This window comes from Runella sp., from assembly GCF_027484545.1.
Taxonomy (GTDB): domain Bacteria; phylum Bacteroidota; class Bacteroidia; order Cytophagales; family Spirosomataceae; genus Runella.
This window is the reverse complement of the sequence record NZ_JAIXST010000134.1, coordinates 70,658-82,759: the sequence shown is the minus strand read 5'-3', so window position 1 is coordinate 82,759 and position 12,102 is coordinate 70,658. Positions and strand designations below refer to the sequence as shown.

Here is a 12,102-nt window from a genome sequence, read left to right as displayed (position 1 = left end):
GAACTGCCTGAAAATTGAGCGCTCTTTATGCTAAACCCTATTTTGCAGAAATTTGAGAGCCTCACCGTTGTTTGATTCAAAATAAGTTAAACCTTTAAAACAGGTACATAAGAGTAAATTCAGAAAGAAAATAATTGAAAATTGTCGGAGCAAGTAAGGCGCTTTCTGAAAGTTCCTGACTTAATTTGTAGAAACTAAAAAACTCAACAGGTATGAACGCACTCTCACTCTTCTTTGATCGCATTGCCAATTGGAAAGTATTGTTACTGATCATTGCCATTTATATCAGTTTTCCTGCTTATTTTTTGAAAGATGCCGAAACAAGAATTAATATATTAGCGGGTAAAACATTGGGGCCTATTGACTTAACAATGGGGTTTACGCCTGAAAGGACGTTGCAGATGGTAGCTGAATACGGAGACGAAGCGCGTGCTTATTACGCTACTGTTGAATCTACGATTGACTTGGTTTATCCCATTACGTACGCGTTCTTATTTGGAGTAATCCTTACCTTGGTATATCGCAAAAAACGCTATAAACCTTTTCCCTACGTCAATATTTTACCGTTTGTGGCGTTGATTTTTGATTATCTGGAAAACATTACCATTGTGACCATGTTGAAAAGCTATCCTGACCAATCCATTGTAGTAGCTTCACTTTGTGAGTTTTTTAAATTAGGTAAATGGCTGACCTTTGCCATAACGATTGTGCTGATTATCTACGGATTGCTGAAAATGGTACCCAAAATGAAAAAGGCGTAATTGTTAGAAAAATTTCCGTTTATTTTATTTTTCCTAAAACCCTATTCCAAGAACTGATGACCAGTCAACAAACACCTGCTGAAATTTTTGAAAAATTAGAGAAAATCATTCAGGGCTATATTTTGGCTCTTGACGGCTATACCGATGAGCAATTTGCCTATAAAAGTGCGGATGATGTATGGTCATTGGGGCAGATGTACGAGCACTTGTACCTTAGTGCCAATTTTTTCTTTTTTGCCAATACCTTACGGTGCCTTGAGCAGCGCAAAGGTCAGTTGGGCGGCGAGAAAAATCAATACGGTGACAATCTCTTTATCTACAACCGTTTTCCTCCTATTAAGGTCAAGATTCCCGAAGCGGTTCGCGGACCTGAACCCGTCGCTAAAACCCGTGAAGAGTATCGTCCCTTGTTTGAAAAAATAGTTGACGATGCTCAAAAACTTATAGAGCCTATCACTAAGGATGCGGGAGAGTACAAATTCAACCACCCTGTTTTTGGCTGGCTCAATGCGCACGAGTGGTTTCACAATCTGGAAATGCACCATCGTCATCATTTGCGGCAACAGAAAGAATTGGAGAGTTTAGTATTATGAGACAATAATTCGTTATTTTTGTTAAAGACAAATTTTGGATAATACACAGCTATGATACCTACTGCACAAACGGCATTATTTCCTACCACGCTCGAAGAATTTGAGCGTTGGGAGCCTAACGATGGCTACAAGTACGAATGGAATGATGGTGAATTGATTAGATTTACGGGTATGAAAAGAAAACATTTGAAGATAATAAAAATACTAAATCGCTTGTTTTTGCTTACGACAGCCCATAAAGAAGGCGGTGAACTGATTTGCGAACAAGACGTAATGCTCAATGGTATTCAGTTGAGACGTCCCGATATGGCATTTTTTAGTGATGAACAAATCAAAAGCGAAGGAGATGAGCCCATTCCAGCCTTTTGCATTGAAATCATTTCATCAAATGATCAAATCAACGACGTAAAGAAAAAAATTAAAGAATATTTCAGACATGGCGTACGGGTAGTGTGGGTAGTGTTGCCCGAAGAAGACATGGTAGAAGTTTATACTTCAGTAAAAGACGTGACTATTTGCTTAGAGCAGGATATTTGCTCTGCTGAACCTGTCTTAAATGATTTTAAAATTTCGGTAGATGATTTACTGAAATAGTCAATTTAAAAGATACTGCACCATCAACTCCCCTGCCCGTTCCGAGGCCCCTTTTTCACCCAGCAGCGCTTTTACCCGACGGTAATCTTCCAGTTGGGCTGCACGTTTTGTGCCCTTAGGGAGAATATCCTGAAGCTCCTGAGCCATGTTTTGGGGAGTCAACTCATTTTGAATCAGCTCTTTGACGGCTTCTTTTTGGGCAATTAAATTTACCAACGAAATGTACGGAACACGGATAAGCCGCTTGGCAATGGCGTAACTGATACTTCCTGTTTTATAACAAACCACTTGAGGAACTTCAAAAAGTGCCGTTTCGAGCGTGGCTGTTCCGGAAGCGACCAACGCCGCAGTTGCTACTGAAAGTAAGTCATAAGCTGCATCCGTGACGAGCTTAATGTCTTCTTTTTCAAAAGGTTGGTATAATTCCTTTGGCAAATTGCTGACGCCTGCGATCACGAATTGATAATTGGGGAAATGCGGCTTCGTGGCCGTCATCAGAGTCAGCATCTGTTCTACTTCCTGACGGCGGCTACCGGGCAAAAGTGCAATGATGGGTTTCTGAGAATCCAAACCGTTTTCCTTTAAAAAATGGGAATTAGGCGTAAAATCGGCAATGGCATCAAAAAGAGGATTCCCAACGTAATCGACCTCATAATCAAACTTTTGGAAGAAATCTTTCTCAAAAGGAAAAATGACAAACAGCTTGTCTACGTACCGTTTGAGTTTGAGGGCTCGTTTTTGATTCCAGGCCCAAACCTTAGGAGAAATATAATAAAAAGTACGAATGCCGTTTTCTTTAGCAAAACGAGCGATTCGCATATTGAAACCTGCGTAGTCAATCAGAATCACTACATCGGGGCGATAGGCAAGAATATCAGCTTTGCATTTCTTTAAAAAACCGGAAATGGTTCCTAAGTTTTTGGCAACTTCCCAAAAGCCCATAAAAGCCATGTCGGCGTAATGAGTGACCAATTCTGCCCCTGCGGCCTGCATCATCTCACCTCCCCACGCCCGACACTCCGCTTGCGGGTCATGCCGACGAATGGCTTTGATAAGATTACTGCCGTGTAAGTCGCCGGAACGCTCACCTGCGATGAGATAGTATTTCATAAAGCCCCCTATCCCCAATGGGGGAAATCATGTATAAAAATCTGTTTTTTATAGAATCCATTCTAATGAATTAATTGTGCATGAAGTGAGTCAATTTGAATGGATTGAGAAACGTATTGCAGAGAATAACCCTTGCCAGATGGACTCAAAATGCCGATACGGTACGTGTCGGGTACAAAGTTTTCGTTGTAAAAAGTGACCACAAATCCTGCTTTGTAAACTTTCCCCGTGGTTAAAAATTGACGTTTCCCTCCCTGAATAGGCCACGTTGGAAGTAAATAGGTTGTGTTTTTTTGCGATTTGAATACTAAAAACAATCCTGCTTTCCCAAATTCAGGCTGCGATACACTATTATTTTCCAACGTAAATTGAGCTACTTTTTGAGGATGATTAAAAAAATCAATTGACTTTACGTGGGTACTCAATGTTAAGTCTATTTTTTTGCTTTTGCTTGTGCTCGTATCTGCAGGAGCGGAAATGAAAGCTTCGGCGCTTGCTAAAGGAAAATCAGTAAAGCGATAAATTCCTTTGTCGTAGGCCGGTTGAGTGAAAAAATCAGCCAATTCACTCCGAAAATGCGTAGTCAGTTTGCGGTGTTGTCGCCAATTGTAATGGTCAGCAACAAGGCTGCGTCGGCGTACATCGATGTCAAGTTGGTATTGGTAAAAACTCATTAAGACAAAAGCGATTCCAAAGACAAATGCGAAACGAGCAAGCCATTTTTGAGATACGGCCTTCCACGTTAACAGAGCAATGTAAGCAAGTGTCAATAAATGAAGAGGATATAAGCTGTAACGACTCGTAAAAACGGAATAAACGTCGCGCCCGCCGCGAGAAACGGCAATAATGCCAATCGTCATTACCGAAAATAAAAATACACCCGTCCAAAAGTAAATCTGACTCGGACGAGGTTTGGCAGGAGAAAAGAAGGTTTGACTGATTAACCAAAGCGTCAGCCCAACTAAGCTAACGAAACCAATGATAAAAGCTCCCCAAAGCAGCCAAGCTTGGCTATTCCCTTTAAAAGCCGCGATCCAACCACCTGATAAAGCGGCAAAACTTACCACAAAATTTTGCACAAACTGACCCGAAAACGTCACTTTTGTTGCCTGCCCTACACTATAATTTAGGAAGTACGCCAACAATGCCACTACCATACCTATGCTCCACCAGACACTTTTTTTCCAATTTTTGGCCAATAATAGTATCGAAAGCCCTGCAGCAAAAACCAGAAAGCCGTTTCCGTTGGTAAATGTTGCCGCAAAAGCGAGTACTAAGGCAAAGATCGTTGGAAGTAATTTTGGATACGTTGCCAACAGATAAAGCGAAGCAAATACCAACAAATTAAGTGTGGTATGTTGCGTCCCGTTGATACCCCAAAGCGTGACATCAAACATGAAAGGAGTAAGATACCAGAGTAAAATGGGAAGGAAATGCCAAGCGCTGAGCCCTTTTTTGAGAAAACTCACAAACCAAAATCCCAAAATCCCAAGCAGACTGCCATTAACAACCCAAATCAGTGTACGATAATTGATAAAACCTTCTATGGCATAATCCAACAAGGCTATCGAGCGCGGAACAAGAATACGATGGTCGTTTTCGGGTTCTAACAATAATTTAATTTTTTGCCACCAACTGAACTCCTGCGTAAGCAATGTGTATTTTACGCGAACAAGGTCATAATCATCTGAAATGGGAATATTGACCGCATAGAGATGAATATAATACAGATAGCTCCCAACAATTACGAGCAGAATAAGCCCCAAAAGAAGAGGAAGGCGTTTTTTGTCCACAATGGTTTGATTAAAATAAATAGTTCGGCTGTAAAAACTTGGAAATCATAAAGATAGGCTTTCTAAATTGGCTTTGATTCTCACTGCCGTAGTCAGCGTCCTTACTGACTACTTCGAGATTATTCTCCATAATACTCCACATAATTTTTGGGAGTTTCGATTAATTTGAGATAATGCAGTTTGGTGTGAGGAGCCAATTCGCCAAGACCTTTTTCCAGAATTTTCCAGATTTCAATCACAAAGTTCTCACAACTTGGAATAATACCCTGCATAAAGTCCACATCTAAGTTAAGATTGCGGTGATCTACTTTGTCAATCACGGTATCTTTCATCATTTTACCCAATTGCTTCATATCCACCACAAACCCCGTTTCGGGATTTATTGAGCCTTTTACCGTAATTATCAACTCAAAATTATGCCCGTGGAAGTTAGGATTGGCGCAGATGCCGAATACTTCCTCGTTTTTTTCATCCGACCAACTTGGGTTGTATACCCGGTGGGCGGCATTAAAATGTTCTTTTCTTGTTACGTAAACCATTTTTTAGTCCACAATCAATAGTCCAGAGTTAACAGTATACCGTACTAACAAAAGAGATACAGATACTGACAACTGTTAAATAATTTTCTGCAAAATTACTACCAAAAAACGGTATCAAAAAACGCACTGAAAATGAGTTGCGAATCTTGGAAAAATCAAATTTATTCTACGAATTTTAGATAGTTTGGTATATTAAATAATACCTACCTTTGCGGTTGCTTTTTTGAGTAATTTTACTGTACCAACTATTTGAAAACCCACTATTTAAACGCCTTATCATAAACTATTTCTATGATTATTGTTACGGGTGCTGCAGGCTTTATCGGCAGCTGTCTTATCAGCAAACTAAACGAAGAAAACTTCAATTTCATTATTGCAGTTGATGATTTTTCAAAAATTGAAAAAACACCAAATTTAGAGGGTAAAAAGATTCAGGAACGGGTCGAAAGAACTGAGTTTTTTGAATGGTTAGACCAAAACTACTACGAGGTCGAGTTTATTTTTCACATCGGAGCACGTACGGATACTACCGAATTTGACCACACAATTTTTGATGAGCTTAATGTCCGTTATTCTCAGCAAATTTGGCAAAAATGCATTGATTATCAAATACCTCTGGTCTATGCTTCGTCGGCGGCGACCTATGGATTGGGAGAACTTGGTTATGATGATAATGAGTTTACCATTCCTCAATTAAAGCCGCTCAATCCGTATGGAGAGTCAAAAAATGATTTTGATATTTGGGCATTGCAACAGGAAAGAAAGCCGTTTTTCTGGGCAGGACTAAAGTTTTTTAACGTATATGGCCCTAACGAATATCACAAAGGCCGTATGGCTTCGGTGATATTCCATGCTTTCAACCAAATTAAGGCAACTCACCAAATGCGTTTGTTTCGTTCGCATCATCCTGATTTCAAGGACGGTGAGCAAATGCGTGATTTTGTGTACGTAAAAGATGTAATAGAAGTGTGTTCGTTCTTAATGCATCATCGTCGCAATTCAGGTATTTATAATCTGGGCAGTGGAAAAGCACGCACTTTTGTCGATTTAGCCAAAAATACCTTTGATGCGATGGGCCTGGAACCCAAAATCAATTTTGTAGATACACCTGCCGATATTCGCGATAAATACCAGTATTTTACACAGGCAAATATGAATAAATTGCGGTCAATTGGTTATACCAAACCGTTTCATTCGCTGGAAGAGGGAGTGAAAGACTACGTTCAAAATTATTTGTTGCCTGGAACGTATTATTAATCAGCTTAAAATATCAATAAGGTCACTTATCTTATTGATAATAGTGCAGTTGCTGCCCAACTGAATATCTTGTCCGACTACTTGGTAGCCTGTTAATAAAATCTTAGTGTCAGGAAATTGCTGAGAGAGCCTGTCAACGTATGGTTGAATTTCGTCGTTGGCAGGTACTGAAGTAATTGCGGTAAAGATATAGTCCGGTTTATGGACGTCATACGAAAAAATCAATTCACTGAACGGGAGCGTTTGACCCAAATAAAACACTTTATGGTTACGGGAACGTATAATGTAGCTGGCGAAAAGCAAGCCCATTTCGTGCAGTTCTCCTTCGGGTAAATACAGTATAAACTTCTTGGAATTCGGACTGTATTTGATAACCTGACCGTCAATGGCTACAATTATTTTTTGGCGCACCAAGTTAGAGATAAAATGCTCCTGCGCAGGCCCAATTGACCCCGTTATCCAAAGTGTACCAATTCGGTTCAAAAATGGGTAAATAATATTGGTCATGGTATTTTCGAAGCCGTTCTGCAAAAAATTAGTGCTGATAATCTTCTCAAACCGTTCCTCCTCCAAGTCAATCATTGAGATGGTAAGGGCATGAATCTGATCGGGATAACTTAGCTTTTGATCGGAAATAGCCATCACAATTTTACCCATTTCATCAAGCGATAGCTTGGATATTTCTGAGATTTTGTGGCCGTGATCTTTGAGTAACGAGATATTAAGGACCAATTTTAGGTCTTGGTCATCGTAGAGACGGATGTTGGTGTCCGTTCGCTTGGGCTGGATAATATTATAGCGCTGTTCCCAAATACGCAACGTATGGGCTTTGATGCCAGACAGTTGCTCTAAATCTCGGATAGAATAATTACTCATAATTTCCTTTCATTTTAAAATGGATGTATCCTTATAACCTATCTATATTAAAAGTGTTTTAAATATTTGTTATTCAAGTATATATGTTAGGTTATGAGCGCCAAAAAATAGAGCTTGACAAGCCAATAATAAGCCTGCTGCGCGGTTTTGTTTTGGGAAAGGCAGTTTATAAAACAGCCATAGTAAGCCAAACGACACTATGTACCAAGCCACGTAGTTTTGCAAGGGGATAGAACCTCCGACCCAACTCCAGAAATCAAGCCGTATGGCTACTGGTTCAATAAGCATATCTATTGCTACTACCATCCCTGCGGCCAGTAGTGCCTTTATCCAATGAGAACGGTGCCACTGATTGGCGATGATACCGGCGGAATAAATGAGCGTAAGCCAATTGGCACCGATGACCAAAGGAACATCCAATAGCTTCGGCCCTAAAGTTGCTCCATAGTGATACTGTCCAAAAATCATGCCTGTGTAGACACCCAGCGCCTCAATAATAAAGCCGACAAAATAAGCAATAAGACAAAAAAATACGGCAGGACGATTCCAGTCCGTGTGAAAAAGAAGTAGTACAGCCAATGAGGTGAGCAAATGAAAAGGTACTAATGCTTTAAATAATGGCTGAGTAAAGGAATTCTGTAGTCCCAAAAAGCCCGTAATGTGCATTAAGGGTAAAACAATAAAAATGACGCGTTGAAAGGAAGAGGAGTGACGAAGCTGAGATAAAAAAGAATACATAGCATTTTTTAAACTAAAGCTGTGTAAAAAGGTTTTGAAAAAGGGACAATAAAAAATCCCAATGCGATGCATTGGGATTTAAAAAAAGGGAGGGAGACGGGGTTCGAACCCGCGACCTTCGGAACCACAAACCGACGCTCTAACCAGCTGAGCTACAACCTCCGTGTTTTGGATTGCAAAGATACGGAACTACTTTCAATTTTTCCAAGCCTTTGTGCGTTTTTTTGTAGATTTGTAGCTGTATTTTATAAATGATAAACTACTTATGACGCTCAAACAACGCATAGACGAAGACATCAAACAAGCCATGCGCGACAAAAATCAGGATACGTTGCGGGCTTTGAGAGCAGTGAAATCACTGATTTTGTTGGAAGAAACCAAAGAAGGTGCTGCTGCTCAGCTTACTACCGATGATGAATTGAAACTTCTTAATAAAGCCGCTAAGCAACGCCGTGATTCAGCAGCGATTTATGAACAACAAAATCGGCCTGATTTATTGGAAAAAGAAGTGGCTGAAATTGCCGTGATTGAAAAATATCTTCCGAAACAACTCACAGAAGAAGAGGTAAAAGAGAAACTTCAGGAGATTTTTAGCCGTGTAGGAGCAAAAGGCCCGTCGGACATGGGTAAAGTAATGGGGGTGGCAATGAAAGAATTGGCCGGTCAGGCCGACGGTAAGGTGGTTCAGACCTTAGTGAAAAGTTTGTTGGCCGGATGAACACCCTTGATTTATTGATTTTAATCCCACTCGCCTGGGGTGCATTTAATGGCTATCGCAAAGGGTTACTGATTGAGATTGTGGGGGTAGCGGCTTTTGTGATAGCCATGATTGTTGGCTTCAAATTCCTGCGTTTTGGAACGGATTTATTGGCCCCTTATCTTACGGCCGAACTTGTCCGTCGGTTTTTGCCATTCGTCGGTTTTTCAGTTATTTTCTTCCCGACCATTTTTATGGTCAATCGTATTGGATATTCAATGCGATCTATGTTGCGATATACCTTGCTGGGCACGTTGGATAATCTTGCCGGGGCAGCGGTAGGTATCTTTACGTGGGTGTTTGGAATCAGCGTCTTTTTTTGGTTGTTAAGCACAATTGGTATTCAAATTCCTCCTAAATACCGACTTGAAAGTTTTCTTTACGACTATCTTGTTCCCGTGGCGCCGGGCATTATCAGCGTTATTTCTGATTGGATTCCGGTCGGCGGAAATCTGATACGGGAGTGGGGGAGAGGAGAGTAGGCAGTTTACAAGTTTGGAGTTTACAGTATAGGGTTTTTATGTTTGGGGTAAGAAGCTGATTTATTTTGTTCTGCGAATACTTTCAGAGAGCACCTCGTACATTCCCTGCCATGCTGGATAGCGTTCCAAATAATCCAAATGAGTCTCTATAATTTGCTGATCGCCGCGTCGGGCCGGGCCGGTTTGAACCATTGCAGGGTCAGGAGCTTCCATCGCTTTGCGAATGGTTTCGCGAATGAGCGGTTTGAGTAAATCAAATTCTAAATGTTCGGCATCTAAAATTCGCTTGGAGATTGTCAAAAGATGATTGGTGAAATTGCAGGCAAAAACAGCGGATACGTGTAAAATGCGGCGCTCTGCCGAATTCATTAAATACACCACGTTACTGATATCCTGAGCAAGTTGAATGAGTACCTGTTCAATTTTGGGTTCGGATGCTTCAATGCAAAGAGGAATGTCGGTAAAACTGATAGGTACTTCCCGGCTAAAAGTCTGTAATGGATAAAAAACACCGGTTTCGGCAGGGACATCGCTATAAATCTCAATTAATTGGCGTAGTTCATCCAGAGATTTGGTACCGGAAGTATGAATAACAATGCAACTTTCGGGCAATACTAAATGCGATACCACTTCATGAAGCGCATCGTCGGCTACGGCTAAGACAATAAGCTCGGCAGGGCTCTCCGCAAAGTCTAAATCAGGTGCGACTTGCGTGTCGTAAAGTTTATTGACAAGCCGTCGTGCATTGCGGGTATCACGACTGAAAACTTCGACAATATGATGCCCTGCGTGTTCGAAGGCTTGGGCTAAATGCCACGCTACGTTTCCGGCTCCAACAAATGAAATGCGCATATTGCCTTAGGAATAAAATTACCTTCAAAGATAAAAAAATAACCCGTCGGGCAATAGCGCGACGGGTCTTCTCGGAAGGTTAGATTAAATAGGTAACCGATCTTTAGATTCGGGTTTTCCCAAACTGATATAAAAGCTTGAATCGAACGCCTATGCTGCGATTTTCTGTAAGATAGGTGGGCTTTTGCAGGTAGGGAGCTGCGTAGACTTCCATCTGAAAAACGAGCGATTTCCATTGTTTTTCTACCCCTGCCGAAAACATAAAATCGTTGGATAAAGCAGGTTTTACATCAAACTTTCCGTTTTCCACTTCAATCTCTCCATTTCTTTCTCGATAAGAAAAGCGATACTCCTGAATCGCAGAAAGATTGAGGTTGGTTCCTACTGACATTAATAACGTAAGGCTATTATTAAGTGGCCAACGATACGTTAGGCTGACAGGCATCCGTACTAAACTAACGGAAGTGGTAATATCAAATGCCTGCGGAGGCAATAAGGGAGGTTGTGGAATCCCTGACTTTTTCCATGTTTGAAAATCCCGGTTATTTTTGGCTTTGAAAACCGCGTCTGTATAGTACTGAGGACCATTGATTTTGGCTTGCCCGATTCCTACATCCACACTCCAGTATTTCCCCAACAGTAAACTTGTGTTTACGGTATAGCCGGTAAACTTATCGCCTATGTTAAATCCGGCTCCCATTCTGAATTTCATATTTTTGAATGAAATAGAAGGCGGAGGCGTAGCCTTCGTTTCCGTTGGAGCGTTATTGGTTGCGGAAGCTGATAAGGTAGCGTAAGCATAGCGCTGTACGTTTACATTAGCAGGTTCCAAACCGTCTAATTCACTGATTGTTTGCTTCGATTCCAACAAGGCTATTTCCGATGGAGCCACAGGAGCGGCAGGAGTATTGACATTGGCTGCCACTGAACCGTTGCCAGTCATTACTTCGTTGGCTTCGCCGTTCTGTACAACTCGTTCTGCTCTCGACACATCGTTTCGGTCCACTGAGCTGCCTTTTTGTTTTGACAGTGAAGAGGTCGATGTTTTCGGTGAGCTTTTACCTATCCTTTCTTTTTTTAGAGAAGAAGGATTATTTTTTGCTTTGGCAGGATAAGAGTCATCGGACAATTTCTCGTTGAGAGCATCTACAGTTCTGGTGTTATCCTCTTTTTCCCCCAATGCATTCGTTGCAGATTCAGTCGGTTGCCTTTCAGGGGATTCACTGATTCGTTCATTGGAATTTTTCCGAATGATTTTTCCTGCATTTTTAAGGATTTCCGACACTTCGTTCGGAAGTTCGTTCTTCAACTCATTGGTATTGATTTCAGTAGAGGAAGGTACAGCTTGGGCATAGGCATTGGGTTGAGATGAGGGTTCAACAGAAATGTATTTGGTGATATAAACAGTATCTACTCGGGTGGAAGTACGAATCGGAGCGTTGTCTTTTTGAGAGAGCTTTCCTTTTAACTCTGTAATCTCCTGATTTAAGTGTTGTTTTTGGCTGTATTGATACACATTTGCAAATACCATTACTGCTGCTGCCACACTCGCTGCCGTATACATCATCGAACGCCCATATCGTTGTACAAACGACATAGGAATTTGGGTACTTTGGTACGCCTTAAATTTCCCCCAATCTTCTTCCTGAAAACCGGGTTGAATCCCTTCCAACTTTCGGCGTATAGCTTCGTCAAATTTATCGGGTTTCATTTTTGTTGTTTTTGTGCTTCTGCACGTTGTTTATCGTTT

At 41.1% G+C, this 12,102-nt stretch carries 13 protein-coding genes and 1 tRNA gene; 6 read left to right on the top strand and 8 right to left on the bottom strand.

Annotated features, from left to right (window positions below; genetic code table 11):
• Nucleotides 1-212 precede the first annotated feature (212 nt).
• Genes Q0081_RS12425 through Q0081_RS12415 form a run of 3 tightly spaced genes read left to right on the top strand, consistent with a single transcriptional unit; the run spans nucleotide 213 to nucleotide 1,948 of the window.
• Nucleotides 213-761, top strand: coding sequence for a hypothetical protein (locus tag Q0081_RS12425; RefSeq protein ID WP_298353540.1), 549 nt, complete (start codon nucleotides 213-215; stop codon nucleotides 759-761).
• Complete coding sequence (locus Q0081_RS12420; protein WP_298353537.1) at nucleotides 683-1,354, top strand: DinB family protein; 672 nt, start codon at nucleotides 683-685, stop codon at nucleotides 1,352-1,354. Before Q0081_RS12425 ends, Q0081_RS12420 begins: the two co-directional genes overlap by 79 nt.
• Before the next feature lie 51 nt (nucleotides 1,355-1,405).
• Complete coding sequence (locus Q0081_RS12415; protein WP_298353534.1) at nucleotides 1,406-1,948, top strand: Uma2 family endonuclease; 543 nt, start codon at nucleotides 1,406-1,408, stop codon at nucleotides 1,946-1,948.
• On the opposite strand, the gene lpxB is transcribed toward Q0081_RS12415, so the two are convergent.
• The 3 genes from lpxB to Q0081_RS12400 all read right to left on the bottom strand — a co-directional run bounded on the left by lpxB (nucleotide 1,949) and on the right by Q0081_RS12400 (nucleotide 5,390).
• Entirely contained in the window at nucleotides 1,949-3,058 is a 1,110-nt protein-coding gene (gene lpxB / locus Q0081_RS12410) for a lipid-A-disaccharide synthase (RefSeq protein ID WP_298353532.1), read from the bottom strand.
• Nucleotides 3,059-3,120: 62 nt separating this feature from the next.
• The gene (locus Q0081_RS12405; RefSeq protein ID WP_298353529.1) at nucleotides 3,121-4,851 is read right to left on the bottom strand and encodes a hypothetical protein; all 1,731 of its coding nucleotides are present in this window, start codon (nucleotides 4,849-4,851) and stop codon (nucleotides 3,121-3,123) included.
• 119 nt (nucleotides 4,852-4,970) lie between these two features.
• On the bottom strand, nucleotides 4,971-5,390 hold the full coding sequence (locus Q0081_RS12400) for a 6-carboxytetrahydropterin synthase (RefSeq protein WP_298353526.1): 420 nt from the start codon (nucleotides 5,388-5,390) through the stop codon (nucleotides 4,971-4,973).
• A 291-nt stretch (nucleotides 5,391-5,681) separates the two neighbouring features.
• Between Q0081_RS12400 and rfaD the strand changes: the two genes are divergently transcribed.
• Nucleotides 5,682-6,647 (top strand): ADP-glyceromanno-heptose 6-epimerase, encoded by a 966-nt coding sequence (gene rfaD / locus Q0081_RS12395; RefSeq protein WP_298353524.1) that lies wholly within the window; start codon nucleotides 5,682-5,684, stop codon nucleotides 6,645-6,647.
• On the opposite strand, the gene Q0081_RS12390 is transcribed toward rfaD, so the two are convergent.
• The 3 genes from Q0081_RS12390 to Q0081_RS12380 all read right to left on the bottom strand — a co-directional run bounded on the left by Q0081_RS12390 (nucleotide 6,648) and on the right by Q0081_RS12380 (nucleotide 8,424).
• Nucleotides 6,648-7,523, bottom strand: a complete 876-nt coding sequence (locus tag Q0081_RS12390) for a MerR family transcriptional regulator (protein WP_298353522.1) — start codon at nucleotides 7,521-7,523, stop codon at nucleotides 6,648-6,650.
• A gap of 69 nt (nucleotides 7,524-7,592) precedes the next feature.
• The gene (locus Q0081_RS12385; RefSeq protein ID WP_298353519.1) at nucleotides 7,593-8,261 is read right to left on the bottom strand and encodes a carotenoid biosynthesis protein; all 669 of its coding nucleotides are present in this window, start codon (nucleotides 8,259-8,261) and stop codon (nucleotides 7,593-7,595) included.
• Nucleotides 8,262-8,348: 87 nt separating this feature from the next.
• A tRNA-His gene (locus Q0081_RS12380) sits at nucleotides 8,349-8,424 on the bottom strand.
• A gap of 102 nt (nucleotides 8,425-8,526) precedes the next feature.
• Here Q0081_RS12380 and Q0081_RS12375 point away from each other — a divergent pair.
• On the top strand, nucleotides 8,527-8,979 hold the full coding sequence (locus tag Q0081_RS12375) for a GatB/YqeY domain-containing protein (RefSeq protein WP_298353517.1): 453 nt from the start codon (nucleotides 8,527-8,529) through the stop codon (nucleotides 8,977-8,979).
• A complete protein-coding gene (locus tag Q0081_RS12370; protein WP_298353514.1) occupies nucleotides 8,976-9,500 on the top strand; it encodes a CvpA family protein in 525 nt (174 codons plus the stop codon). The genes Q0081_RS12375 and Q0081_RS12370 overlap by 4 nt, the downstream gene beginning before the upstream one ends.
• A 60-nt stretch (nucleotides 9,501-9,560) precedes the next feature.
• Here the strand turns inward: Q0081_RS12370 and Q0081_RS12365 are convergent, their stop codons facing one another.
• The gene (locus Q0081_RS12365; RefSeq protein ID WP_298353512.1) at nucleotides 9,561-10,352 is read right to left on the bottom strand and encodes a Rossmann-like and DUF2520 domain-containing protein; all 792 of its coding nucleotides are present in this window, start codon (nucleotides 10,350-10,352) and stop codon (nucleotides 9,561-9,563) included.
• Nucleotides 10,353-10,455: 103 nt separating this feature from the next.
• The gene (locus Q0081_RS12360; RefSeq protein WP_298353509.1) at nucleotides 10,456-12,063 is read right to left on the bottom strand and encodes a hypothetical protein; all 1,608 of its coding nucleotides are present in this window, start codon (nucleotides 12,061-12,063) and stop codon (nucleotides 10,456-10,458) included.
• Nucleotides 12,064-12,102: the final 39 nt, after the last annotated feature.

Coding starts and splice junctions, on each gene's coding strand:
- Q0081_RS12425 (WP_298353540.1), top strand. CDS start 213: ATGAACGCACTCTCACTCTTCTTTGATCGCATTGCCAATTGGAAAGTA.
- rfaD (WP_298353524.1), top strand. CDS start 5,682: ATGATTATTGTTACGGGTGCTGCAGGCTTTATCGGCAGCTGTCTTATC.
- Q0081_RS12360 (WP_298353509.1), bottom strand. CDS start 12,063: ATGAAACCCGATAAATTTGACGAAGCTATACGCCGAAAGTTGGAAGGG.
- Q0081_RS12415 (WP_298353534.1), top strand. CDS start 1,406: ATGATACCTACTGCACAAACGGCATTATTTCCTACCACGCTCGAAGAA.
- Q0081_RS12390 (WP_298353522.1), bottom strand. CDS start 7,523: ATGAGTAATTATTCTATCCGAGATTTAGAGCAACTGTCTGGCATCAAA.
- Q0081_RS12385 (WP_298353519.1), bottom strand. CDS start 8,261: ATGTATTCTTTTTTATCTCAGCTTCGTCACTCCTCTTCCTTTCAACGC.
- Q0081_RS12400 (WP_298353526.1), bottom strand. CDS start 5,390: ATGGTTTACGTAACAAGAAAAGAACATTTTAATGCCGCCCACCGGGTA.
- Q0081_RS12375 (WP_298353517.1), top strand. CDS start 8,527: ATGACGCTCAAACAACGCATAGACGAAGACATCAAACAAGCCATGCGC.
- Q0081_RS12370 (WP_298353514.1), top strand. CDS start 8,976: ATGAACACCCTTGATTTATTGATTTTAATCCCACTCGCCTGGGGTGCA.
- lpxB (WP_298353532.1), bottom strand. CDS start 3,058: ATGAAATACTATCTCATCGCAGGTGAGCGTTCCGGCGACTTACACGGC.
- Q0081_RS12420 (WP_298353537.1), top strand. CDS start 683: ATGGCTGACCTTTGCCATAACGATTGTGCTGATTATCTACGGATTGCT.
- Q0081_RS12365 (WP_298353512.1), bottom strand. CDS start 10,352: ATGCGCATTTCATTTGTTGGAGCCGGAAACGTAGCGTGGCATTTAGCC.